Raw genomic sequence first — 22,921 nt, 5'->3', positions numbered from 1 at the left:
GGATACCCGGCCGGTCGTCGCCAGGTGTCGAGGAGCCCGCGGAGCGGGTCCCTCCGCGCTTCGCGCGGAGCAGGGACATGCCCCCGCGTTGCGGGGGCATGTGTGACGTAGTGTCACATCCGCGCGTTGCGCGGATGGTGCGGCCGCGTTGCGGCCGGCCTCTCTCCGCTGCGCTCCGAGAGGCTGACGAAGTGAAACGCCTCGCGTTGCGAGGCGTGAACCGATCCGCGTTGCGGATCGGGGCTCGGCAAGCCGAGCCTGGTTCTCTCCGCTTCGCTCCAAGAACCGACTGGCCCGCAGTGCGGGCCTGGCTGGTTGGAGGCTGTACGGGGTGGGGCGGGTGGGGAACATAATCGTGCTCATGGCTGATGATGTGTCTCGGGGGAAAGTTCGTTTACGGTTCACGGATTTCGTGGTCGATCCACTGGATCCGGATATCATGCGTCGGACGACGGATGTCGAAGCTGATGTCATCACATTCGATGCGCAGTCGGTTTCCCTGTGGCTGCAGGGGGTTGAGGTGCAGAGCTTGCCCTTGTCCTCGTTGGCTGCAGTTGAACTCCCCAGGGAAAGCCCGACCGCGTCTTCCAAGGCCTACTCGGTGGAGGAGGTCAGGACTCGCCATGCAAACGCCTACCAGCGGTGGACGCCGGAAGATGAGCAGCTGCTTCTCAGGCTTCACGCCGACGGTCATGATCATGAAACCCTTGCCCGCCGGTTTCATCGCCAGCCAAGTGCAATCCGTGCACGTTTGGAGAAACTGGGGGCGGAGGAAACCGAACCCGGTGGGCACCAGGCCGATGATCCACCATTCTGACGCGGCTTCAGTCGTGCGGATTCTCCGTCCGGTCACACGGGTCGTCTCGCCTGCGTTGCGGGTGAGGCGAAAACAGGCTCGCGGGGCGAGCGTCTTGGAAGCTCCCTCCGCTTCGCTCCGGGAGCAGGAAGACCGCACCAGTGAGAGCGGGTCGAGGGGCGGGCGCGAGATGACGGCCGGGGTTCAAGACTGCAAGTGACTGTGTCAGGCGTGGCGCAGTCACGGGCATGGAGGCCGCCTCCCCAGTATGCTTCAAAATGAAGTGTAGATCCAAACTTGTCTCAGCATCCCCCACCGGATGACACCCGACGCCCACCAGAACGTCACGATCGCGTCGCCAACGACAGCAGGGCCCGCAAAGGAGCGGAACGTGCCGAAGACTCTCCGTCCGCACCAGCGCGAGGCCGTCGACGCGGTGTTGCGCGCGCTCGAACTGCCGGTGCGGTCGGCTGTGCCCGAGCGGGGGCTGCGGACGCAGGTGGTCATGGCGACCGGCTCGGGCAAGACCCTGGTGGCCGTGCGCAGCGCGGAGGAGCTGGGTGCGGGCCGGGTGCTGGTTCTGGTGCCCTCGCTGGACCTGCTGACGCAGACCGAGGCTGCGTGGCGTGAGGGAGGCCGTAAGGGGCTGATGATCGGGGTGTCGTCGCTGCGCGGGGATCAGGCGGTCTTCCCGAACACCACGGTGGTCGAGGAGCTGGTCGGCTGGGTGCGGCCGTTCGACAAGGTGACGGTGTTCGCCACGTACGCCTCGCTCGGGCTCGGCACGCTGGAGCGCGCGCACGCGGCCGGTCTTCCGGGCTGGGACCTGGTCGTCGTGGACGAGGCGCACCGGACCTCCGGTCGGCTGGGCAAGCCGTGGGCGGTCGTCCACGACAACACCCGCATTCCCGCTCTGCGGCGGCTGTACATGACCGCCACGCCCCGGCTGTGGCAGCTGGACGACGACACCGGGCCGGGGGTATCCGGTGAGCTGGTCGCGTCGATGGAGGACGATCCGGACGGACCGTTCGGCCACAGGTGCTACACCCTGACTCTGTCCGAGGCGATCAACTGGGGGATCTGCGCGCCGTACCAGGTGGTGTGTGTGGACATCACCGACACCCGGCTCCAGGCCGCCCAGCTCCTGGGGGTCGAGGGCCGGTCGGATGAGGTGCGCGGTGCGCGGCTCGCGGCTCTTCAGACGGCGCTGGTGAAGGCGTCGGCCGAGGAGGATTTCCGTAGGACGCTGGTCTTCCACCACCTGGTCAAGGAAGCCGAGGCCTTCGCGGCCGGGCTTCCCGGCGTCGCCGCGCAGCTGCATGCGGACGGCCCGGGGCTGTACCCGGGCGCGGTCTGGGCGGACTGGCTCTGTGGCGATCACCCACCGGCTCGCCGGCGCCGTGTGCTGGACGAGTTCGCCGGCGGTGCGGACGCGGCCAGGCGCTTTTTGGGGTCGGCGAAGGTCCTGGGTGAGGGCGTCGACATCCGGAACTGTGACAGCGTGTACTTCGCCGATGTACGCGGATCCATGCCCGACCTCGTCCAGGCCGTCGGCCGCGCCCTGCGCATCCAGCCAGGTGAGGGCAAGGTGGCCTCCCTCGTGGTGCCGGTCCTGCTCGGGCCCGGGGAAAGTGCGGACAACATGCTCACCAGCCGGGCGTACGGCGGGCTCGCCAAGCTCCTGGAAGCCCTCAGGGCGCATGACACCCGCATCGTGGAAGCCTTGGCCGTGCCACAGGCGCCCAGCCGCTCCAAAGGCGTCCAGAGCCGCACAGGAAGCCAGGACGCGGAGAGCCTCGAGGGTGAAGACGGCGTCGCTGTCTCGGTGCCGGCGCAGGCGCTGCTGAAGTTCAGCGCCCCGCGTGATGCGGCCGCGCTGGCGGCGTTCATCGGCCTGCGCGTCCTCAACCCCGAGAAGGAGCACTGGCGGCGCGGCGTCGAGGCCGCCGTCCTCTACACCCGGCTCCACGGCGATCTGAAGGTCCCGTTCACGTACCGCGTGCCCGACGGCCGGGAGCCGGAGGCCGATGGCCGGGGCGAAGAACGCGAGGGTGTGCGCGAGAGGTGGCCGGCCTCGCTCGCAGGCTTCCCCCTCGGGCAGTGGATCGCCGACACCCGCCACCGGCACGCCCGCGGCCGCCTGAACGCCGGACGCGTCCAGCAACTGGAGCAGCTGGGCATGGTCTGGTCGCACCGTGACATCGCCTGGGAAGAAGGGCTCACCGCAGCGCACGGGTGGGCGAAGGAGAACGGGCACCTCCTGGCACCGCTCGACGCCGTCCACCGGGGCCACAAGGTCGGCATCTGGCTGAAGAACGCCCGAGCCGACGCCCGTACCGGAACACTGCCTGCAAAGCGGCGCGAGCAACTGGAGGACATCGACCCCGCCTGGTGCCCCGCCTGGCCCGTGGAATGGCAGCGCGCCTTCCACCTCGTCCGCCGGCACCTTCAGGTCCGCGGCGTGCTGCCGACCGCGCCGGGCCAGGCCGTACACCAGGGCGAGGACCTCGGACGGTGGGTACGCCAGCAGCAACTCGGCTTCGACGAACTCACCGCCGTGCAGCAGTGGATGTGCGAACACGTCCTCGGGATCCAGCCCGCGACCGAGGAGGAAAAGCCCCCTCCACGCCGTGCGCACTCCGACCGGTGGGCCATGAACTACACCGCCGCCCAGCAGTACTACGACCGCGAAGGACACCTCCGGGTGCCCAGGAGCCACGTCGAACGGATCACCATCGGCAACAGCGGTGAGGACCAGGAGAAACGAGACCTCAAGCTGGGGGCCTGGATCGGCAACCAGCGCAGCAGGGCCGCCAGCCTCTCCCCCGAACAGCGCGAGCAGCTGACAGCGATCGGCATGCGCTGGACATAACCAGACGTACTGCGTACACGTGGCCGCCCACAAAGCGTACGGATCGCGTACGCGGCCCACGCCTGAGCCTCGGCTGGACCACGGCAAACTGCGGACACCCCGATCCGGATCCTGGCAAGCACCCCGGCCCAGCTGCCGGCGCCCCCCGCTCCCCCAGCCATCCACCCGACGCGGGCCCGGCCGGTGCGTTCCAGCCCGAACCCGTGGGCTTGATGCCGGGGCCATCCCCACGGGAGCCTTGAGCCGGAACCCGAAGTCCGCAACCGGAGCCCGGCAAGGCGGGGCCGCCCACCGGTGGCGGCCCCGTCCGTCCCGCCCGGTGGTCAGTACAGGCGGATGTAGCCGTGGCAGGAGTCGAAGACCGTGTGGATCGTGACCTTCACGTACGGGTGCCGGCGCTTGGCGATGGCCACGTCCTTGGTCTGCGAGTCGTAGACCCGCGGGAAGCTGCGCGCCTCCATGCTGAGCTTCTGGATCGTGGTCCTGCCGCCGTCCGCGCGCCAGATCGCCGAGGCCGTCATGAACTTCAGGCCCTCCTTGTCGCGCAGGTACGTCTCGCGCAGCATCGTGCGGTTGTTGTCGTAGTCGCGGTACCACACCTTGGCCTGGCCGCCGCCGCAGCTGAAGTACTTGTAGTGGTCGACGGCCCTGACGGCCGCGGTGGCGGGGGTGCGGGCCGCGTCGGGCCGCACGGACGAGTGGGACGCGGCGGCGCCGGAGTGGTGCGCGGGCGCTTCGACGGCCTGCGCGGCCGTTCCGGAGACGACCGCGGCACCGCACACGGCGGCGGTCAGGGCGAGCGCGGCGCGCTTGGTGGTCTTCATGGCGAGTGTTCCCCTTCTTCGTGTCCTCGTGTCCTCGTGTCCTCGTGCCGGACGTCGGGCGTGGCCCCCGAGGCGGGGGCCAGCGCCTCGCAACCGAGTCCACCGCGGCCGGAATTGAATGGCAGGCCCCTTTGACCAGGCGGATCAATGGGCGGGCGGCGGGAACCGGCGAGGCGGTCCATGTCGTCGCTGACCGGCGCGGGCCGTACGGGTGGGCGGCGGACCGTCCGGCCGCGCCGTGCGGCGGCGCGCGGCCCGACCGGCGGGGCGCCGCCGCACGGCGCGGTGCAGGAAGTGAAGGGGAGGTGGGGACGGTGGCGGGGACGGCCCGAGCGACCGCTGGACCCGGGTGAGGGGCCGTTACAGCGCCTGGCGTACGAACTGCGCAAGCTCCGCGGGGAGGCGGGCAATCCGACCTACCGGCGGATGGCCGCCCTCACCGGAGCCGGGGCCAGCACCCTGTCACAAGCGGCAGCCGGCTGTGCCGCCGGGTCAGTCCCGGCATCTGCTCAACGAACGTCCGCCGAGCACACGAAGACTCCGGACAGAAAAACCGCCGAACTCGCAGCTGTAGGACCACCAGACGTCCCCCACTCGGCACGTCCGCAGGAAACCACAGGTAAGAACTATGCACCCGGGTCGACTCGCTCCCACAGTCCGGGCATGCCGCCCCGGCCGCCGTACTGCACACGTCGATGCGTATCACCTCGTGGCTCACGTCCAGCGACAGCACCGACACGTCCGCGATGGACGGTAACAGCAGGCCCTCCAGACAGTGCGACGTCTCTTCCACGACGCCGCACTGTCGACCACACCAAGGTCGGCCCTGCCATTTTCAGGCAACTTCCCGAAGCCTGATCGGAGCACCAACCGTCACTCAGCGTGCGGGCATCACGGAAAGCCAGCCAGAACCCGTTCTCGTGGACAAAGCCACTGGTCTCCATGGAGGAGCGAGCTACCCAGTACGCCTGCCCCGCACCGGCGCGGCAAGACGCCCTCAGTGCGACGCGAAGATCACACGCAGTGGGGTCATCGCCTCCAGGAGCCCTGAACTAGGGGTCGCGCTGATCGGCGTTCAGGCAGAGATCCGCCGGCCCATCTGCGGCAAGGTCGGCAGCCGGGCCATTCCCTCCATGGTCCCGAGCCATGCGGCCAAGGCGACCGGGTCCGGGGGTATGGCGGTCACCGCGGCGAGCCGTGCGCGGACTGCCTCCACCGTCTCCGGCCGATGGGTGAGTGCCCGAGCCGCGGCGGGTGTGTCCGGCTGTTCTGCGGCCGCGGTGGCCGCCGCCCGGCGCAGGGCGAGAGCGAGCCCGACCCAGTGTTCCTTCCGCTCCGGACGGCGGACGACCTGGTCGGAGAGCTGAAGCACACTGGGGCGGTCCGGCTCGGACAAGGTGGCCGCCGCTCGGCAGAGCAGCGCGGTGTACGCGGTGGAGGAGTCGATGCCGGGGTCCGGGCACAACGCGGTGGTGACGCTCTGTCTGGGCGGGTGCGGTGCGCCGGAAAGCCACGCGTCGGCGAGTGCCGTGATCGCGGCCGGTTCCGGACGCAAATGATGCAGCCTCCAGCGAACGCGGTGGGCCACCACCGCCTCCATGGCAAGCATCGCAATGCTCTCGGGGACGGCCGCCGCGTTCTCGCTCCAGGTCGCGACCGTGTCCCCCATGAGGGCCGCGAAATTCCGTCCCGCCTCCGTCAGCCGCGGAGACGACCGAAGTTCGGTGAATGCGTCTGTGGTCTGCGCGCTCCAGTACAGCAGTTGGAACTGGGCGCGCCGCAGTTCCTCACCTTCGGCGACGAAGGTGAGTTTCCGCCAGAACTCCACGACGCCGACGAAGGCGAAGACCCCCTGGAAGAGGCCGGACAGCGGGCGAGGGTCGTCACGCCAGGGAGCGTAATAGGCGGCGTCGGCGGCTTCGTCGAGCTCCTCGTGCAGTTCGAGTCGGTCCAGTACGGCATTCAGTTTCATGTGCCGGAATTCGTGGACCAGGGTCACTGCGAGTTCGGTGCCATCGGGGGGGGTGCTGGCCATGAGGCCGCCGAACGAGTCCCCGGACGACGCCGAGTGCACCACACCGCCGGGCTCCGCGGGCCGTGGGGTCAGCGCCGTGAGTGCCTCGGCGAGTGCCTCGGCCTGCCGTAGGTCGGCGCGGGCCAGGAGGCTCGCCGCGTCACGGGTGAGCCGAGCCCAGTTTGCCACCTCTGCGGGAGTCAGTAGGGACGGCTCCAGAGGGCCACTCGGGTCCCGGTCGGGATCCATGTCGTCCAGGACGAAGTCGAATCGGCCGGTCCCCACTGGCGTCCGCAGACGATGGGCCGGGTGCCAGGCGGGATGGGCGGCCTCCTCCGACACCGGCACCGTGAGCGCTCCGCACGAGAGAGTGAACGAGTCGTCCCTCCCGTAGATGAAGGCGGTAGTGTCTCCGGCCGGGCGCAGGTCGGCGGCTCCGAGGGTCGGCAGGAAGACAAAGCCGTCGCGCGGTACGAGCAGGAGGTGGAAGGGGATTCCAGCCCTGATGGCCATCGCGGCCACGACAGAGTGCAGATGAAGGAGTTCGGCGGGCAACGGGCGGACAGATGGCGCATCGGGGCGACTGCGCAGGGCACGGAGCATCCGGCTCATCCACCGGCCCACCGGCGGGTGGAGGAGGACCGTGGTGACGGCCTCGAGATCGGCGCGGGCGGCCTGGGTCATTATTCCCCGTACCTGATGGTTCGACAGCGACTTGTCTGTACGCCCGGCCTGGCCGGCTGTCGTGCGGTCCAGGATTTCCCGCAGAGCCAGCAGACGGATGCCCCGCTGTTGGGCTCGCAGTCGTTTCACCACGTGGCGGTCGTCCTCGCCCCGCGCCAGGGCCTGTATGTCGGCGTCGGCGGAGGTGGGCGCGTTCGGTTCGGCTCCGCGAAAGGGATCTGCCTCAGCGTCGGGGGCGGTGGATGGCCGGTAGGTCGGTGCCGGACGGCGGGGGACGGCTGATGGGGGGGTGCGCGGGGTGGATGAGCCCGACGAGTAGGCCGGCCCTCCTCCCTCGCCAACGTAGCTGGCAGTGGTGCGGTCCGCTCGCGCGAAGCGGTCCAGGAGCCTTTCCAGGGCGGGGGAAGAGGCGGAGTCGTCCCGCTCAGGGGCGAGTGCGTCTTCGAGTGAGAGCTGCGTCAGGTCGGGAAGGTCCGACAGCGGCGGAAACTTGTTACGCCTCGATTCGCGCACCGGGGAAGCTCCTTGGGGTGAGGGGGCGTCGGTTGGTTGGTTGTGGCCGTCCCTTGGAGCGGGTGTAACGGCGGCTTCGTCGGGTCCCGAATCGGGTCCCGAATCGGGTGCGAGGTCGAGTTCGGTGTCGAGTTCGGTGCGAACGATGGCGAGGTTGCGGGCACAGACGGCGACATTGGGATGGTCTTCGCCGAGCCTGCGCCTGCCTGCTTCCAGCGCGGCCAGGAAGTGTTCGGCGGCACGATCGGGGTGCCCCAGGAGGTGCCAGACGGTGGCGAGTTCGTGCTGGGTGGCGATGGTGTCGGGATGATCCGGACCGAGCCGGTGGCTGGCCGCCTTCCAGATGTCCGCGAAGTCGTCCCTCGCCTGTTCGAGGAATCTGCGGTCCCACTCGTGATCCCGTAGGAGGCGGGCGCGTTCGTAGCGGGCGATCAGCACGGCACGGTGGTCGGGTGGCAGCACCGCCCGGTGTTCTTCCAGGACTTCCTCGGCCACCGCCTCGGCTTCCTCGGCATGACCCGCCTCGCGGAGGGCACGCACGAGACTCGGCCCGACTTCCAGGGAGTCCAGCTCTCCCTGTCTGGCCAGGGCCCGGGTGAGCCGGCGTACTTCGCGCAGCTCAGTGACTGCCTCTTCGAGGCGCCCTTGGTTGTATGCCATTCGGCCCAGGTCGGACCGGATGCGCAGGATGCTTCGCGATCCGGCCTTCGGATCGCGCTGCCGAAGGACGAGCGCGGCACGCAGTTCCGCCTCGGCGTCTTCGTACCTTCCCAGTTGCCCCAAAGTGCGCGCCCGGCCCGTGCGGACCGACTGGAGATACGGGTGATCGGCGGGCAGACTGCGCTCGCACACGGTGGCCAGTTGCCGGTACAGCTTGTCCGACTCCACGAGGTCGCCGGCAGAACGGAGAGCCCAGGCCAGGGCCAGTCCAGCACCGATGGTGGCAGGGTCCTCCGCACCGAGCAGCCGGGCCCTGGCATCGCGGGCGGCTCTGAGCTGGGAAACGGATTCTCCGAACATGCCTACGTGTAGGCGATAGAGGGCCGTGCGCACTGCGGTCTCGGTCGCCGTGACCACCAGATCCGCGGTGGCGGCCCCGTCGCCGCGTTCCAGGGCATGAAGCAGCAGGAGAGCGGCCGAACCGTGGGCCGCGATCGCCCGCCACTTCGGCCATTGCGCGGGGTCGGCCACGTCCCAGGGGCTGGTGAACTCGTGGAGGAGCCCCGAGACGAGACGCAGCATCGACGACGTCTGTTCCGTGAACGCGGGGTGGGCGCGGCTGGCCGCACGGACCATCGGATGGATGGTGATCCACCTCAGTGGATCGCCGCCGCCCCCGTCTCTCGTGTCGCTCGTGGTCTCGACGTTGACCAGTTTCAGCCCGGTCAGGCTGCGCAGTGCTTCCTGGAGCCGGGAGAACGTCAGGTCGGGAAAGAGGCTACTCCCGGCGAGCAAGTCCAGGTCGAGGAGTTCCTGGTAGGGGATGGGAGCGGGGCCGAAGGCCGAGAGCAGCCGCAGGAGCGGGCGCGCCAGATCGGCGCCCTGCCGGTCCAGCAGGTCAAGAGAGAGTTCCCAGGTGCTGACGATCGCTCGACGGCTCCGCTCGGCCGGCGCCAGGTCCGTATCCGGATCGGAGGCCATGTCCTCCAGGCGCCCGCCGAGGCTGTGCTGGTAGGCGACGAAGGTGCTGGGCGCCGACGGTGACGGCCAGGGGTCGTGCGCGATCCGCGCAAGGTAGGTACCGGCCAGGTCGAGGGCGAGCGGGAGACCACCGAGATACTCAGCGAGTTCCTGGGCGTCCCGCTCGCTGCCGGCATCGGGCGCCAGGTCCCGCAGTACCTGCGCACCGTCACCGCTGGAGAGAGGCTCGATGTCGAAACTGGTCACCCACGATCCCCACCGTTCGGTGCGCGCCTCACGGCTGGTGACGAGCACCGCCCCGTTCAGGTGTGGCGGTGGACGTAACCAGCCCCTTCCCTCGCGCGTGCGGGAAGGGGCTGCCGCGAGGACAGCAGGATCGTCGACATTGTCGAGAACCAGGAGCCAAGGAGTGGTGAGTGCTTCGAGACGCCGCCACAGCACATCCGCCGGATGCATGCCGACGAAGTCACTGGGTACGGCGCCCGCGGCGTACGCGACGGAACGCAGCGCCGCGGACAAGCCCTCGCTCTCCGCCCCCGGCACCCACCACACCTGTCTTCGGACGCCGATCAGACGATGGGCCACCTCCAGGGCAACGGTCGTCTTGCCGCATCCGCCCATCCCCGCGAGCAGCCAGACGCCGTCCGCCCCACTTGTTCGCTGTGACAGGACGCGCGTCAACTCGTCGACCAGAGCCTCCCGTCCCCTCAACCGATCCTGCGGGACTCTGCGCTGCGGTACGGCCAACGGCATGCTCACGGCGGACAGTGCCAGCCCCGGGTAACCGTGGTCGGGCGGCATGCCCTCGTAGGTGAAGTGCACGTCACCGGCGACGGACCCCACCGACACACCGCCCTGAACGGCCCGCGCGGCGATGCTCGTGCTGCCGACCACGGCCGGAGACACAGGTGAGGGGCTTGGAGTAGCCGGTCCGTTCAGCCCTGGGTCGGATCCGGCCTCGAAGGGCGGCCGACATGGACGCCCCCCTGGATGAGTCCGGCCGCGATCGCTCCTTCCCCCTCGGCACGCACGCCTATGTCCCGGCCCGCGGCCAGACCGCCCTGTCCGGCCGACACGTTTTTCTGCGGGGCGTACTGACTCAGCAGGGCGCGCAGTTCCTCGGCGGCGTGGGCTCGCGCGCGCTCGTCCAGATTCTCCAGAAGGGTCTCGAAACGAGTTCCCCAAGCGGCCTCGTGACGAGTTGTCCGCTGATCGGCCGCCGACGTCACCAGTTCCTCTGCAGTCCGATCCAACCGCTCCAGCTCCGCGCGCTCCCGCGAGCCGTCCCCCCGGCCGAACCAGCGTCCCAGCGCCTGCCGCAGCCCCGCCCATGCGTCCGTCCCGACGGCCTGCACCACCGCGGTCCCGCCGGCCTCGGCCAGTGCCGTCAACGCCTGTTCCAGCATCTCCGTCCCCCCTAAAGACCGAGCGTTCCACCACCACAGTAAGGCCGGAGCGAGGGCCCGCGCTGGTGCGCGGTGCAAAACGTGCCGTCTTCGTCTTCGGCACCGGGGCCTCGGGGCACGGCCCGCAGACATCGTGGTCCGCCGCGGTGTGCCAGGAAGCCATTCGAGTGCCCGCGGCACAGAGCGGGGCATGGAGTGGTGTCGTAGGCCATGAAGCGCAGTTCGGAGGTGTGGGCCGAGCCCTTGGCCAGCTCGGCCCCGGCGGGTCGGCGGTGATCCGCTCCAGCTCGGTGACGACCACAGGCACCGCCTGGTGGTAGTCGACGGCCGTGACCTGAGCCCACGGGTGCGGGGTGCTGGCGAAGTAGGCGCGGGCGGCCTGCTCCAGGCGCTCGATCCGGCTGGCGCGCTGGGCGGCCGTCCGGCCGGTGAACACGAACGCCACCGGCACGTACCCCTCGCGGCCCGTCACCGGATAGACCCGCGACCACAGGCGGAATTCGTGCACCGCCGCACCTTGCCGCCGAGGCCGCCTTCTCCTTGTTCGCGTAGGCATTGGGCGCCAGAAGCTTGAACCAGTCGTGGTAGCGGCGCAGCTTGGCCACCAGTTCGTCGACGGGCTCGGTGACGCGGTCGACCTCCAGGAGCATCGCGGGCACCCCGGTGTCCGGGGCGCGCATCGTCAGGTCGGCGTACTGGGTGTAGCCGTAGGGGAGCTTGTGGGCGATCTCGGTCTGCCAGGACAGCGGGATGCCGTACCCGGCCCCGGTGAGTACGGCGGCGGTCGAGGTAACGGCGGCGGCGTGTTCGTCGTAGCCGTCGTCCTTCACCGGCCGGCCCTTGGCGTCGAGGCGGAGTTTGCGCAGCGCGGAGATCCGCACCGTCTTCGGCAGCAGCAGCTTGGCTTACTTGTGGCCCTTCTCGGTGAGCACCCATAGCTGGTGTCCCGACTCCAGTCGCGTCTCCACCCGGACCAGGCCCGTCTCCTTCAACGCGTTCAGGGTGTCTCTGGTGATCCGGTCGTGCCGGTCGGTGGGGCGCAGCTCCCGCCAACCCGTACGCGGATGTGCGCACGGGCCGGGGCCACCGTGAGGAAGCGCCCCTTGGCCGTCGTCTAACGGTCAGCGACAGCCGGTGTCCGATTCCTCCTTGACCATCCGCATGTCGTGTGGGTTTGTCCGTGGCCGACACCACACCTTCCGGCTGGAGTTCAGCGGGCGGGCCGGGTGCTGGACGGCGAGGCTCCGCGCCGCCAGTCCGAGGGCTTCCGGCCGCGGAACGTCTCGCCGCTCTCGATCCGGGCCTTGTTCCGGGCGAACTCGCGCTCGGCTGCCGACATCTGCCGGGGCGCGCAGCCGGGATGTCCCCAGCCGTCGGCCACCTTCGTGATGGCCTCGCCCTTGGCGTAATCCTTGAAGCAGGCCGGGCAGGCGCCCGGGTACGCGGCCCGCACCGATCCGCGCGGCAGCGGCACCGCCTTCTTCGCCGCCGTCTTCTTCGCGGCCTGCGCCCGCTTGATCGCCTCGCGCTGCGCCTTGCCGGGCCGCTTCTTCGGCTGCTGCCCGCGTGCCACTTGGCGGCCTTCTGTGCCGGGGTCTGTCCCACGCGCGGATCGTAGAGCCGACTCCTGGCGGCCGTCGCGCCACGCGCACAGCACTGCGGGCCGGCCTCGTGAAGGAACCAGCCCGCAGATGCTCAGGTCACGGGGTGTTGGGAATGGTGCCCGCGAACGCCGCGGTGGATGCTGCGATGATGGCCAGCACCGTGGCTGCGGCGATAGTGGCATAGCGACGGATCATCAAAAGTCCCCCTCGGTGGTTGACGGCCAAGCAGGCCACGGCGTCCGGTCCTGCCGGGCACCGGCCTGCCGGCGCCCCCGATACTACAGCGCCAGTCGATGAGTCCGGGAAATGGAGCAGGAGAACCGGCGAGCGACCGACCGGCTCGCCGCGGCCCGTGACAACGTCCGCTTCGCCGACAAACGCACCGCCAACCTCGAAGCCCAGCTACTCGAAGACGGACAACCGTCTCCCAGGGAGACACTCTGATCGAGTGAGCCACAGCGAGTCCGCAACCACGTCCCGGACATGTTCGCTGTGTTCCTGCCCAGGTCACAGGAACGCGCCAGCCGGAAATCACCTGAGACACCGACCCGCCGCGCCGCGCGCCCAGCTCGCCGCAGAATGCCTTCCCGGCGCCGCCGCACCGCACCGTGCGCCGAGACCACCCCGGTCCCGGCGCACTGTGCTGTCCGGCCCGGGTGGGGGATCGCCGAGGTAAGCCCGGAAGCCGCCAGTAGTTGATCTTGGAACAAACCAAAGGCCCGGTACTCATACGCTCCCCCCAACAGACACAGCAGCAGCCACACGAACACCGGGCCCAGGAACAGCAGCCTCAGCCCTCTTCCCAGTCCACGCTGCCCACACCCGTGCCGATCGGACCGTTGCACCAGGCGCCGGACCAGCCCTCCTGACCGGGATTCAACGTCACCCAGTCACCGTTATGGTCGGCCTCCCAGCCGCAGACCACCTTGGCGCGGAAGGCGATAGCTCGGTTGGTGTGGTTCACGCAGTGAGCGAAGCCATACGTTCCCTCATTGGTGACCCCGGTGTTACAGGTGAGTTCCCTGCCCTGCGCGCCGGCGGTCGACGGCCCAGCAAAGGACAAGAGCAGTGCCATGCCGACGAGCGTGGCAGCAGCAGCCTTACGGATCACGCGTATTCCTCCTTGCAGTAGCGCTGAACCTGAACCTAGAAGCGGTTGGCGTAACCCGCGAGGGCATACAGGAGTACGACGGGGCGCGCGGGATCACGACGGTGGCGCGAGGAAGAACGGACGCCGCCCGTACACGCCGGACTGCTCATCGGCGCCGTCGGCCCGGCGCCGTTTCGGGCGGACCCGCCCGAAACGGCGGGCGGCTCCGGTCAGCGCGCCGACCCGGGCCCGAAGGCCGGGGATATCCGGGGGTGACGGCCGATGACACAACTCAAGATCAACTACTGGCGGCTTCCGGGCTTACCTCGGCGATCCCCCGGGTGGGAGAGGGCGCCCAGAGTCCGTAATCCTCCGTGGCCTGCAGCGCGGTACGTGAGACGTCCGTGATGGTCATCGCTCTCGGGGTGCTCGTTGACGACGGCGGCGCTCTGGGCCGCGTCGGCGGCCTTCGCCACGGCCGCAACAGCGTCCGCACCGTTCGGGTTGTGCCTGTACCAGCGGCGCCCCTGCCCGGTCTTGTACGCCCGCCGCTCCTCCGCCTCAGCTTCCTCGGTCCGCCCGAGCCGTCCGAGGGCGCTGCTGCGGTACTCCGGCAGGGCCTGCCCCACGGCCTGGAGCGCGGTGAAGGCGACCGCGGACGCCGCCAGGACCGGCTCCGCCTCCAGCGCGCCCGGCTCCATGAGCCCCAGGAACTCACGCCGCGCCCGCTCGATGTCGGCCTCCAGCGATGCCCCGAGCGGGCAGCGCCGGCAGCAACGTCGGTTGTGGCGGCCGGTGAAGTGCTACCAGCCCACCCGCTGGACGCACACGGCGAAAGCGACATCGGCGGAACACCTGCTCGCGGCGGGGAGACAGGCACCATACGGTGCGTCGGAGGTCGTGCGCTACGTGCGGGAGCTGATGCAGCGGATCCGCCTGGTTGTCGGAACACCATGCGGGATGCCGGGTTCCTGCCCCCCTTCTGGCAGGTTGCTGCCACACTGGCGTCGGTGCGCCGCTCGTGGTCACGGACCAGGCGCCGGCTGCGCAGGCACCAGGCGAAAGACCGTTCCACGACCCAGCGACGGGGCAGCACCTGGAAGCCTCGGTTCCCGGCCGGCCGGCCATCCGGGAACGGGCAGCAGGTCCCGCACCGGAGCCCACTCGGCATCGCTCATGTCCGAGCCGTACCGGGGCCGGCGCCGCGGCCTGTCGGCCGCGTTCCCGGGCCTGGGGGCGAGACAGCCACACCCCGGAGTGGACGGACTGGACCCGGCCAGCCGTGACCACGCGACACTTCGACGACAGGGCCTCTTGCTCCTCGCTGGACTCGACATCCGCGAGCTGCCAAGAGGCCCTTCTTCCATGCGTCGGCACCGGCCGACTCACCCGGACCAGGCCCCTGTTCGAAATCCACCGGTCACCCGAGGGGATAGAGAACAGCCAGTCAGCGGGCCGGATCGGCGGGGCCGGGTCGTGCGCGGGTCGGCCGCCAGCGGGGAACTGATCCGGCTCGGCGGGGCGCGGCGCCGGTGTCGAGTTCGTGCTGCGGCCGTCCGGCGGGCCGTCGGTCTGTTCGGCGTAGCGCCGGTCCGGTCGCGGGCCCGGTTGGTCGTGGTCGGTGCCGTGGGGCCGGTGGTGCAGCGGCTGTTCGTCGTCGTGGTCCATCCGTTCGGTCCGGCGGCCGGCGCCGGCGGGCGGATGCGGCCGGGTCGGCTGCGGAAGCGGGGTGCGGGCGGCCTGCTGCTCGGGCATGGCCTGGTCGTGTTTCTGGTGGTGCCTCGGGGCGGGTGGTGCTCGGCCTGCGGTGCAGAACCGTGGTGGCTTGCGACAGCTGTCATGGGCGTGTCCGTTCAGCGGGGCCGGTCAGGCCGCGCACGCCGGAAACGGTCATGTCCGGTTCGGCGGGAGGCCGTTGCGGAGCAGGAGTCGTCCTCGGGGCGGGCACCTCGCTGTGCGGCCGGTCCGACGGCCTGGCCGGCCTGCTGCCGCCGGCTCAGCCGCCGCAGGTATGCCGGTGGGTTTACAGCTCGCGGCCGACCAGGAAGTCCAGCACCGTGAGCAGATCTCCTGCGGCTTCGGCGGCCAGTGGTGCCTGTGTCAGGAGGGTGCGGGCGGCTGTCGTGTGGGTGCGGGCCTCGGTCAGCGCCGCCGTGCGGCCGCCGGCCGCCTCGATCAGTCCGGCGGTCTCCCGCGCCCGCGCCGGCGAGTCCAGCAGCTCGGGCAGGGCGTGGGCCGCCGGGGAGTCCAGGGCGGCCAGCACCGGGTAGGTCTTCTTGCGTTCCCGTAGATCGCCGCCCGCGGGTTTGCCGGTGACGGCGGGGTCGCCCCAGATACCGAGCACGTCGTCGACCAGTTGGAAGGCGATGCCGAGATGTCGTCCGGCCCGGTCCAGGGCGCTGGTGGTGTCCTCGTCCGCTCCGCCGAGCACGGCGCCCAGCGCGCAGGCGCAGCCCAGCAGGGCGCCGGTCTTGGCCTCCGCCATCGATCGGTACTCCTCGGCCGTCACCCTGTCCGGGCCGGTGTACGGCCGGCCGGTGAACAGCAGGTCGTCGGCCTGTCCGCGTACGAGGTCGGCGAGGGCTGCCGACAGCAGCCGTACGGCGCGGGCGCTCTGCGGCACGGCGGTGAGGGTTTCCACCGCCAGCGCGAACAGGGCGTCGCCGGCCAGCACGGCCGGGCCGGTGCCGTATGCCTTCCACACGGCCGGGCGGCGGCGACGGGTCGTGTCGCCGTCCATGATGTCGTCGTGCAGCAGTGAGAAGGTGTGCACCAGCTCCACCGCGACCGCCGCGGGGATCCCGGCCCGTCCGTCGGCGCCCGCCGCCCGTGCGCCGAGCACCGCCAGCGCCTGCCGTACGCCCTTGCCGCCCGGTGCGGTGGCGGGCGTGCCACCCACCTCGCACCAGCCGAAGGAGTACGCGGCCATCTCGGCCGTCCACGGGTGCAGCCGGTCCACCGCCTTGCGCAGGGCGGGCCGCACCAATGCGGCGCAGTGGGCGAGGACTTCGGGTGCGGCGGGGGGAGCGTGGAGCGCGGTCACCGTGCGGCCTGCGCGTCGAGTCCGAACTCCTCCTGGGCGCGGGTCACCAGTCGTTGCACGTGTTTGAGTCCGCTTCCTTCCAACGAGCTTGCCAGTGCGGCGAGTTCGGCTGCCGTCTCGTCGTGGTCCCGGCCGAGCCGTGCCAGCGACTTGGCGAGGCCGAGGCGGGCGAGCGCCTCGCCGCGCGGCTCGCTCATCGCGCGGAACTCCGCCAGCGCCAGCTCGTACATCTGCCGTGCCTCCTCGTGATGTGCGGCCCGGTACAGGACGTTGGCTCGCATCTTGTGGTTGTAGGCCAGCGCGCTGGAGAGGTTCATCGCGCGGCAGCCGGCCTCCGCCCGCGACAGCAGTTCGAGCGCGCTCTCGGTGTCCTTGTCGCGTACGGAGAGGATGTCCGCGAGGCCGCGCAGTGCCCAGGCGTGCCCGCGTCGGTCGTCGGCCCGCTCGGCTATCTCCGCCGCTTCCTCGAACAGTGCGTACGCCCGGTCGTAGTCCCCGGTGTTGCGGTGCATCTGGGCGATGCCCTCCAGTGCCCATACCGTGTGCCGGGCCTCGCCGCGCCTGCGGGCCTCGGCCAGCAGTTGCTCGTGCAGCCGGCCGACCGCCGCGTAGTCGCCCTGGATGCGGCCGGTCTCCGCGAGTCCGGCCAGCGAGTAGCCCCGGCAGACGATGTCGCCGGCCCGGTCGCCGAGTTCGGCCGCGAGTCCGAGCAGCCGCCAGGCCAGTGGGAACGCCCCGCGCTGCCGGGCGAGGGTGCCGCCGCTCCACAGCGCCCACGCCATGGCCGCGGTGTCGCCGGCCGCCCGAGCGGTGCGGTAGCTCGCTTTCCAGGCCCGGTCGGCCTCCCGTACCTTTCCGAGCCGCCGGTACGCCTCGGCTACGGCGAGGCCGCAGCGGGCGGCCTCGGCGGGGTGTCCGGACCGCTCGGCCTCGCGCAGTTTCTCGATGCCTTCCGTGAGTACGTCCGTCAAGGAGGAGTTCACGGACAGGGTGGTCAGGGCGCCCTGGTATTCGGGCGCGAAAGCCTTGCCGTACATACATCCCTTTCTATGCACGATGTGTATACACGCTGTGTATAGCGAGTCGGAGACCTGCCCCGTCCGAGAGGACCAGGGCGTGTCGGTCTGTTGTCGATCAAGACGCGGGTACGGCGACGGGGGTTGTCCGCGGTGCGGATCATGATGTGAAGGTTCCGTGCCGCCAGTCCGGCGCGGCTGTCCAGCGCCGCGGCCGGGCAACCGAGCGGGGTCCGCGATGATCACCGTCACCCGCGAGGGTGACCGCTGTGCGGCCGGGCGGGGAACCAGCGAAACACGAGAGCGGTGAGCGCACGCCGGTGCGGCGGGAGTTCGCAGCGTCAACCAGGACGTGCCGAAGCCGCGGGCCCGGTCCTCGCCGGCGTCGAGGCGGAGCGTCGGCTCGTGGGCCGGGTGGAGGAGTCTCCGCCAGGGCGGAGGACGACGAGGAGCGCGTCCTCCGGAGGAGGGCGGCCGGAGAGCCGGGGGCCGGACTCTCGCGGGACTTTTGCAGCCCGGTGGTCCGCGCACCCGTTATGGCGTGCGGCGGCCGCCGCGACTTCCACCCTGCGTGGCGGCTGGTCGGGGTCGAGGACGAGCACGAGCCACGGGAGGGCGCCCCGAGGACTCACGCCGGGTGACCCGCAGGAAACCGAGGGCCCTGGCGGTGAGGAACGCCAGGAGCCCAGGGGCGCCGGGAGGGGCTGGAGCGGCGCGGGTCGACGAGATCCCCGACGGTCTCGACGTGACGCTCAGAGGGCCTTTGGAAGGCAGGGCAGGCGCGTGGCGGGTGCGGCGGTGGCGGTGCCGGTTCCTAGCTGATCATCCGGTGCCGCTCCGGGAATTGCCGACGGCCGGGAACCGGACCGGTGGCCAAGTCCCCCATGAGAGGCTGCGGTATGCGGCGCCGTCCCGCGCCGGTGGCCGCGGACCCGGGCGGACGGCGGCGACGTCCGGGCGAAGCGCCGGGCACACCCCGGTCAGGGGCCGGCGGGGCGGACGGCGTCCTTTGCGGTCATGCTCTAGTCCGGTGTCCCCTCCGGCCCGGAGGCACTCCCGTCCGCGCCGCTCGGACGGTCCGGCCGACGGCGCGGGCGGATCTCGCGGGCGGCTGCGCAGTAGGCGCTGAGCAGGATCAGGACGCAGCCGGCCAGTTGCAGCACGGTGGGCCGTTCACCGAGTACGACCGCGCCCAGCGCGACCGCGCCCACCGGAGTCAGCAGCAGCAGGACGGCGCCGAGATGACTGCTCAGCCTCGGTGAGGCCGAGGCGACCAGCAGCCACCCCACCACCTGGCTGGAGACCGCCACCGCCAGCAGCCAGCCCATGACCTTCCAGCCCGGTGCGATATCCAGCCCGTAGGAGAACCGGCCGGCCAGCAGCGACACCACGGCGGCGCAGGCGATCACCAGGACGTAGCGCTGCCGGACGAACCCGCTGTGGCCACCGCGCCGCAGCAGGAACAGGAACACCGAATAGCACACGGCCGCCAGCACCGCGTGGAGCGTGCCCGCCCGCGGGTCGCTGCCGAAAGCGCCGCCCTCGACCACCCCCGCGGTCAGGACCACGCCCACGAGGATCACCGGCACCCGGAGCGGGAAGGAACGCGGCACCGGCTCCCGGTCGATCGCCCAGGCCAGCAGGGGAACCAGCACCACCTGCACGTTGACCAGCACGGTGGAAAGGCCCGCGCCGACCTCGGCGATCGCCCGGGTCCACAGCAGCATGTCCCAGGCGAACGCGGCGCCCGCGAGCAGCGCGAGGCCGTACTGCCCGCGGGGCGGCGGCCCCTGCCGGCGACGCTCCGGCACCGCAAGCGCCACCAGCGCGGGCAGAGCCAGGACACAACGGTAGAACGACGCCGTCCCGGGGTCGGTCCGGGCCAGTCCCAGCAGCACCGCGGAAGCGGACACGCACAGGGCGCCGACCGCCATCCCCCAGGCGGGCCGGCGCGGCAGACGGGACCCCGGCCGGACCGTCCGGCGCCGCCCAGGGCTCATACGCCGGCCGGCGGGGGTCACGGAGGCGGCGCCGCGTCCGGCCGGTCGGGGCATCACAGACCTCCTCGCTGCTCCCCCGCCCCACTCCCCGGGCAGGATCAGCGGCCCCCCGGCCGGGGCCGGACGCCGTCGCCGGCCCGTGCGGATTCGGCCGCTTCCTGTCGTCCGTGGGCGCCGCGGGGACCATGCCCGGCGTGAGGCTACCCGGCCGGCCCGCCGCGGCGGGTACGCCGACACGGTGTTCCCCCGATCCGCTCCGCCGGCCACGCGCGCCCTCACCCAACCGTGCGGTGTCGTGACAGGCGTCGTCCTGCGGCCGCCGCGCTCGTGGCCGGCCATCTGCGCGGGCGGCCGTGCCGGTGGCGTCGCCCGGGACGAAGGGCCGTGCGACGAGGCGCGTTTCACGGCCGTGGGTCCGGGGCGGCGCCGGGCGCCCAGGCCGTCGCCGTTCCGCTCCACGCCGTCACCCCCGCGCGATGCCGTCCGCTCCCGGCCGGTGGGCCCCACTCGGTGGAGCGGATGCCGGGCATCGCCGGCGTGCGCAGGACGCGCCTGGACCCGTCTTCGAATCCCTGCCGGTTCTCCGGCCGCGGCAGGCGTCGAAGCCGCCCGCGTCCTCGCCGTGGCCGGCGGGCCGCCGGTTCGCGACGCACGGGACCGGCTCCCTTCCTGGAACGAGGTCGCCGCGGTGGACGGTTCCGCTACTTTGCTGCTGTGGAGCAGCTGATCGCGGGGGACCCGACGCGCATAGGCCCGTACCGTCTGATTGCCCGCCTGGGCGCCGGTGGTATGGGCCTTGTGTACGTGGGCCGTTCCGAGACCGGGCGGACCGTGGCCGTGAAGGTCGTGCAGGAGGAGTACGCCGCGCATCCGGAGTTCCGGCGGCGGTTCGCGCGTGAGGTGGCCGCGGCGCGGCGGGTCGGCGGGGAGTGGACCGCCGCGGTGCTCGACGCCGACACGGAGGCGCCGACGCCGTGGGTGGCGACGCAGTACATTCCCGGTCCCGATCTGCACACCGTCGTCGCCGAGGACTTCGGGCCGCTGGCCGAGGACTCGCTGCGGGTCCTCGCGAACCGTCTCGCCCTCGCCCTGGACGCCATACACGCGGCGGGCCTGGTGCACCGGGACCTCAAGCCGTCCAACGTGCTCGTCACCGTGGACGGCCCCCGGGTCATCGACTTCGGCATCGTACGGGCCCTCGGCAGCCTCACCGGCGACAGCCTGCACACCCGCACCGGCATGCTCATCGGCTCCCCGGGCTTCATGTCGCCCGAGCAGGTGCGCGGGCAGGAACTCACCCCCGCCTCCGACGTGTTCTGCCTCGGTGCTGTCCTGGTGTACGCGGCCACAGGGCGGCTGCTGTTCGGCGCCGCCGACACCGCGCTGCACGCCCATCTGTTCCGGATCGCCGAGGAGGAGGCGGACCTGACCGGCGTGCCGGAGTCGCTGGCCGGGCTCGTCCGGGCCTGCCTGGACAAGGATCCGGCGCGGCGGCCGGCCCCCGCGCAGATCGCGGAGCGGACCGGCGGGGCCGATGACGGGGTGTGGCTGCCTGGGCAGGTTCTGGCCCAACTGGGGCGGCACGCCGCCCAGTTGCTCGACTACGCGCCCCCGCCGCGGCCGGAACCGCACGCTGGGCTGCCCGCGTACACGCCCACCGTGGCGGATGATCAGCAGTCCGAGCGAGCAGCAAGGCCCGCCCGCTGGCGGGGCCTTGTCCCGCTGGCGCTCGCGCAGCTGATGGTGCTGTTCAACACGACGAACCTGAACTGGCCCAGCGTCAGACAGGGGTACGCGCCCGTCCCCGGTCAGGACACCGCGGCCGTCTTCTTCTACCTCGCTCTCTTCTGCGGCCTGCTGCTGCCTGCCGGGCGGCTGGCCGATCTCGTGGGCCGCAGACGGGTCCTGGGCACCGGTCTTGCCGGGTTCGCGGTGGCCTCCGCGCTCGGCGGCGTGGCGCCCGGCGGTCTCCACAGCGGTCTGCTGACGGGGGCACGAGCGCTGCAGGGCGGCTTCGGCGCGCTGGTGACCGCCGCGGCGTTCGGCTCGGTGCTCGCCCTGTCCACCGGCCCGCAGCAGCGCCGTACCGCGTTCGCGGTCTGGGGCGCGGCCGCCGTCGGCGGACCGGTCCTCGGCCTCGCTCTGGACCTGCCGTGGCGGACCGCCCTGTACGTGTCCGTGCCCCTGGCGCTGATCGGCGCGGCCGGGATCGCCGCGCTGCCCGAGGACGAGCCGCGCCGGGCGGGGGCTCGTTTCGACGGGGTCGGGGCGCTGCTCTGCGTCTGCGGGTTGTCCCTGCTGGTCCTCGGGCTGGCGCCCAGCGCCTGGGAGCCTTCTTCCGTGGTCCTCGACGCGGCGGGTGTCGCCCTCCTCGCCGCCTTCGGGTGGCGGCAGGCCGCGGCGGCGGACCCGCTGCTGCCGCCGGCGCTGCTCAGGGACCGGCGCCGGCTCGGCGGTCTCGTCGCGTTGACGCTGGCCCAGGCGGGGCTGGTGGCCACGGTCATCGTCCTCGGCCAGGACGACCTCCTCTACGTGATCCCCGCGCTGGCGGTCGGTGCGGTCTGCGGGCGGCTGCCGGCCCGGACGGCGCCGGGTGCGGTGATCGTGACCGGTGCGGTGGTCGCCGCGCTCGGGGCGTCGGGACCGGTCCTGGGCGCAGCGCCGGTGTTCTGCGCTGCCCTCACCGGGGCCGGTGCGGGGCTGTGCGTGCCGGCGCTGTACGCCGTGGCGACCGGCCGGGTCGAACCGGGAGGGACCGGGGTGGCGGCGGCGACGGTCTTCGTGGCGCTGCAGGTGGGCGCGGCGCTCGGCGCGGGCCCTTTGGCGGACCGCGGCTTCATCGTCCACCGGCCCGCGCAAGGCCTGCACATCATGGCCTGCGCGGCCCTGCTCCTGGCCGCGGCCACCGCGGTGCGGACGGGGCGCGGGGAACCTGCGCGGGCGGCACACGGCGGTCCGCGGCCCGGCGGCCGGACAGAGCGGTAGCCCTCGCCGGTACGGCGGCGGGGCCGCGCGGTGACGCGCGACGTGCCGCGCAGGCGTGGAACACCGGTGGGGTGCCGGCCGTTTCGTGCTCGTCCGGCAGCCGCCCGGGGATCCGCTGACCGGGTGGCGCTGCTTCCGTGGTGCGGCCGGGTCCGCCTTCTCTCTCCCCCGCCCGGTGGGACCTCCGCAACCACGGCCGGCTTCACCGGCGTTGGGCGGGTTCCCCCGGCGGGGGCCGGGACGACACCGCCGGACCGTCTCGACGGGCTGTTCGGGCCCCCGGCGGGCGCGGGGCGACGGTCTCCGGCGCGGGCTTCCTGTGACCGCGTCGGCAGTGGCATGGCGTGCCGCCTGGTGCTTCCGGCAGGAAGGGTCTTCCCGGGCACTGAGAAGCCGTCCGGCGAAAGCGCGGTCTCGCGGTCTTGTGCAGTGC

Annotated in this window: 15 protein-coding genes and 1 pseudogene; 4 read left to right on the top strand and 12 right to left on the bottom strand. The window is 71.6% G+C overall.

Annotated elements, in window-relative coordinates; all coding sequences use genetic code 11:
* Positions 1-361: 361 nt before the first annotated feature.
* Positions 362-817, top strand: a complete 456-nt coding sequence (locus tag QSK45_RS13060; protein WP_285556305.1) for a hypothetical protein — start codon at positions 362-364, stop codon at positions 815-817.
* A gap of 370 nt (positions 818-1,187) precedes the next feature.
* Positions 1,188-3,668 (top strand): DEAD/DEAH box helicase, encoded by a 2,481-nt coding sequence (locus tag QSK45_RS13055; RefSeq protein WP_285556304.1) that lies wholly within the window; start codon positions 1,188-1,190, stop codon positions 3,666-3,668.
* A gap of 323 nt (positions 3,669-3,991) precedes the next feature.
* Here the strand turns inward: QSK45_RS13055 and QSK45_RS13050 are convergent, their stop codons facing one another.
* The 6 genes from QSK45_RS13050 to QSK45_RS13025 all read right to left on the bottom strand — a co-directional run bounded on the left by QSK45_RS13050 (position 3,992) and on the right by QSK45_RS13025 (position 12,323).
* A complete protein-coding gene (locus QSK45_RS13050) occupies positions 3,992-4,492 on the bottom strand; it encodes a hypothetical protein (RefSeq protein WP_285556302.1) in 501 nt (166 codons plus the stop codon).
* Between the two features lie 436 nt (positions 4,493-4,928).
* On the bottom strand, positions 4,929-5,183 hold the full coding sequence (locus QSK45_RS13045; RefSeq protein ID WP_285556343.1) for a transposase family protein: 255 nt from the start codon (positions 5,181-5,183) through the stop codon (positions 4,929-4,931).
* Between the two features lie 384 nt (positions 5,184-5,567).
* Positions 5,568-10,238 carry an aKG-HExxH-type peptide beta-hydroxylase gene (locus QSK45_RS13040; protein WP_285556300.1) on the bottom strand — a complete coding sequence of 1,557 codons (4,671 nt, stop codon included), beginning with the start codon at positions 10,236-10,238 and terminating at the stop codon, positions 5,568-5,570.
* A 41-nt stretch (positions 10,239-10,279) separates the two neighbouring features.
* A complete protein-coding gene (locus QSK45_RS13035; RefSeq protein WP_285556297.1) occupies positions 10,280-10,750 on the bottom strand; it encodes a hypothetical protein in 471 nt (156 codons plus the stop codon).
* A gap of 11 nt (positions 10,751-10,761) precedes the next feature.
* Entirely contained in the window at positions 10,762-11,631 is an 870-nt protein-coding gene (locus tag QSK45_RS13030; protein ID WP_285556295.1) for a replication-relaxation family protein, read from the bottom strand.
* Positions 11,632-11,960: 329 nt separating this feature from the next.
* Entirely contained in the window at positions 11,961-12,323 is a 363-nt protein-coding gene (locus QSK45_RS13025; protein WP_285556294.1) for a hypothetical protein, read from the bottom strand.
* 337 nt (positions 12,324-12,660) lie between these two features.
* Between QSK45_RS13025 and QSK45_RS13020 the strand changes: the two genes are divergently transcribed.
* Positions 12,661-12,798, top strand: coding sequence for a hypothetical protein (locus tag QSK45_RS13020; RefSeq protein ID WP_285556293.1), 138 nt, complete (start codon positions 12,661-12,663; stop codon positions 12,796-12,798).
* A gap of 346 nt (positions 12,799-13,144) precedes the next feature.
* On the opposite strand, the gene QSK45_RS13015 is transcribed toward QSK45_RS13020, so the two are convergent.
* The 6 genes and pseudogenes from QSK45_RS13015 to QSK45_RS12990 all read right to left on the bottom strand — a co-directional run bounded on the left by QSK45_RS13015 (position 13,145) and on the right by QSK45_RS12990 (position 19,437).
* Entirely contained in the window at positions 13,145-13,465 is a 321-nt protein-coding gene (locus QSK45_RS13015) for a hypothetical protein (protein WP_285556291.1), read from the bottom strand.
* Between the two features lie 281 nt (positions 13,466-13,746).
* Positions 13,747-14,145, bottom strand: a complete 399-nt coding sequence (locus QSK45_RS13010; RefSeq protein WP_285556289.1) for a hypothetical protein — start codon at positions 14,143-14,145, stop codon at positions 13,747-13,749.
* Positions 14,146-14,459: 314 nt separating this feature from the next.
* Positions 14,460-14,564: pseudogene (locus QSK45_RS13005) on the bottom strand (IS5/IS1182 family transposase); the annotation flags it as partial.
* Between the two features lie 903 nt (positions 14,565-15,467).
* The gene (locus QSK45_RS13000) at positions 15,468-16,487 is read right to left on the bottom strand and encodes a polyprenyl synthetase family protein (RefSeq protein ID WP_285556288.1); all 1,020 of its coding nucleotides are present in this window, start codon (positions 16,485-16,487) and stop codon (positions 15,468-15,470) included.
* A complete protein-coding gene (locus QSK45_RS12995; RefSeq protein WP_285556285.1) occupies positions 16,484-17,524 on the bottom strand; it encodes a tetratricopeptide repeat protein in 1,041 nt (346 codons plus the stop codon). The genes QSK45_RS13000 and QSK45_RS12995 overlap by 4 nt, the downstream gene beginning before the upstream one ends.
* A gap of 1,001 nt (positions 17,525-18,525) precedes the next feature.
* Positions 18,526-19,437 (bottom strand): DMT family transporter, encoded by a 912-nt coding sequence (locus QSK45_RS12990; RefSeq protein WP_285556341.1) that lies wholly within the window; start codon positions 19,435-19,437, stop codon positions 18,526-18,528.
* 780 nt (positions 19,438-20,217) lie between these two features.
* Here QSK45_RS12990 and QSK45_RS12985 point away from each other — a divergent pair.
* Entirely contained in the window at positions 20,218-22,488 is a 2,271-nt protein-coding gene (locus QSK45_RS12985) for a bifunctional serine/threonine protein kinase/MFS transporter (protein ID WP_285556283.1), read from the top strand.
* The last annotated feature ends 433 nt before the right edge of the window (positions 22,489-22,921 follow it).

Origin of the sequence: Streptomyces hygroscopicus subsp. hygroscopicus, from assembly GCF_030269125.1 — a bacterium.
GTDB lineage: Bacteria > Actinomycetota > Actinomycetes > Streptomycetales > Streptomycetaceae > Streptomyces > Streptomyces hygroscopicus_C.
The sequence above is the reverse complement of the archived record's forward strand: the minus strand, read 5'-3'. Positions and strand labels throughout refer to the sequence as shown.

Coding starts and splice junctions, on each gene's coding strand:
- QSK45_RS13060 (WP_285556305.1), top strand. CDS start 362: ATGGCTGATGATGTGTCTCGGGGGAAAGTTCGTTTACGGTTCACGGAT.
- QSK45_RS13050 (WP_285556302.1), bottom strand. CDS start 4,492: ATGAAGACCACCAAGCGCGCCGCGCTCGCCCTGACCGCCGCCGTGTGC.
- QSK45_RS13035 (WP_285556297.1), bottom strand. CDS start 10,750: ATGCTGGAACAGGCGTTGACGGCACTGGCCGAGGCCGGCGGGACCGCG.
- QSK45_RS13020 (WP_285556293.1), top strand. CDS start 12,661: ATGGAGCAGGAGAACCGGCGAGCGACCGACCGGCTCGCCGCGGCCCGT.
- QSK45_RS13010 (WP_285556289.1), bottom strand. CDS start 14,145: ATGGAGCCGGGCGCGCTGGAGGCGGAGCCGGTCCTGGCGGCGTCCGCG.
- QSK45_RS12995 (WP_285556285.1), bottom strand. CDS start 17,524: ATGTACGGCAAGGCTTTCGCGCCCGAATACCAGGGCGCCCTGACCACC.
- QSK45_RS12990 (WP_285556341.1), bottom strand. CDS start 19,437: ATGGCGGTCGGCGCCCTGTGCGTGTCCGCTTCCGCGGTGCTGCTGGGA.